Annotated in this window: 2 protein-coding genes; one reads left to right on the top strand and one right to left on the bottom strand. The window is 64.7% G+C overall.

The genetic code is table 11. The annotated features are described in order from the left end of the window. Positions 1-375 (top strand): ATP-binding cassette domain-containing protein (locus tag EN991_RS35575; RefSeq protein WP_127370477.1); only part of this gene is annotated, 375 nt, incomplete at its 5' end. Positions 376-402: 27 nt separating this feature from the next. Here EN991_RS35575 and EN991_RS35580 read toward each other — a convergent pair. Further along, positions 403-1548 (bottom strand): AMP-binding protein (locus tag EN991_RS35580; protein ID WP_127370478.1); only part of this gene is annotated, 1146 nt, incomplete at its 5' end.

Genomic DNA, 1548 nt, shown 5'->3' on the forward strand with positions numbered 1-1548 from the left:
GCCGAAAGGATCAAGGAAGAAGCGCCATGGGACCAGACGCTGTCGGGCGGCGAAAAGCAGCGTCTCGCTTTCGCGCGCCTGCTGCTGCACCGCCCCGATATCGTCGTGCTGGATGAAGCAACCTCGGCGCTCGACGAGAAGAGCCAGGACGCCATGATGGCGACGGTGATCCGCGAATTGCCCGATGTCACCATCATCAGCGTGGCGCACCGTGCCGAGCTGGAAGCCTTCCACAGCCGCAAGATCACCCTCGAACGGCGCGAGGGCGGCGCCAAGCTTGTCAGCGACATCAACCTCGTGCCGCGCAAGCGCAACCTGCTGAAGCGCGCCTTGTGGGGCTCCGGCAGTCGGGTCGAAAGGGCGCGCAAGGAGTAAGGCGCCGCTGCCCCGGGCTCCGCGCAACTATGATGCGTATATGTCCTTGTAGGTGTCGCGCAGCAGGTTCTTCTGTACCTTGCCCATGGTGTTGCGCGGCAGTTCATCGACGAAGATCACGCGCTTCGGATGCTTGTATTTCGCCACCCGTCCGGCGATCGCGCCGAGAATTTCGGCACCGGTGATCCGCGATGACGGCGCCCGCACGACGACGGCGGTGACGCCTTCGCCGAAATCCGGATGGGCAACGCCGATGACGGCGCTTTCGCTAACCCCGTCGAGCGCATCGATCTCGCTTTCGAGCTCCTTCGGGTAGATGTTGTAACCGCCCGATATGATCAGGTCCTTGCCGCGACCGACGATGTGGACGTAGCCGTCGGCGTCGGTCATGCCGAGATCGCCGGTGATGAAAAAACCGTCGGCGCGGAATTCCGCCTTGGTCTTCTCCGGCATGCGCCAATAGCCGCCGAAAACATTTGGGCCCTTCACCTCGATCATGCCGACCTCGCCCTGCGCAAGCGCTGCGCCACTGTCTGGATCGGCGATGCGAAGCGTGACGCCGGGCAAGGGGAAACCGACGGTGCCGGCGCGCCGCTCGCCCTCATAGGGGTTCGAGGTGTTCATGTTGGTCTCGGTCATGCCGTAGCGTTCGAGGATCGCGTGGCCGGTGCGCTCGCGCCAGGCCTTGTGCGTCTCGGCCAGCAGCGGCGCCGACCCGGAAATGAACACACGGATGTTTTTCGCCGCCTCATGGTCCAGCCCCTCATGCTGCAGCAGGCGCACGTAGAAGGTCGGCACCCCCATCAAGGCCGTGGCACGCGGCAGCAGCGAGACGATGCGGGCCGGATCGAACTTCTGCTCGAACAGCATCGAGGCGCCGGCCATCAGGACGACGTTGGTGGCGACGAACAGGCCGTGCGTGTGGAAGATCGGCAATGCGTGGATCAGCACGTCGTCTCCGGTGAAACGCCAGTGCTCGACCAGCACGCGCGCGTTCGAAGCAAGGTTCTCGTGGCTGAGCATGGCGCCTTTCGAACGGCCGGTGGTTCCCGACGTGTAGAGGATTGCCGCGAGGTCATCCGACCCGCGCGCCACGTCATGAAAATCCGTCGGCAGCCGCGAGGCCTGCTCGGTCAGCGATCCCCGGCCATCGCGGCCGAGCGTGACGGTGAC

It is taken from the genome of Mesorhizobium sp. M7A.F.Ca.US.005.03.2.1, assembly GCF_003997795.1.
Taxonomy (GTDB): domain Bacteria; phylum Pseudomonadota; class Alphaproteobacteria; order Rhizobiales; family Rhizobiaceae; genus Mesorhizobium; species Mesorhizobium ciceri.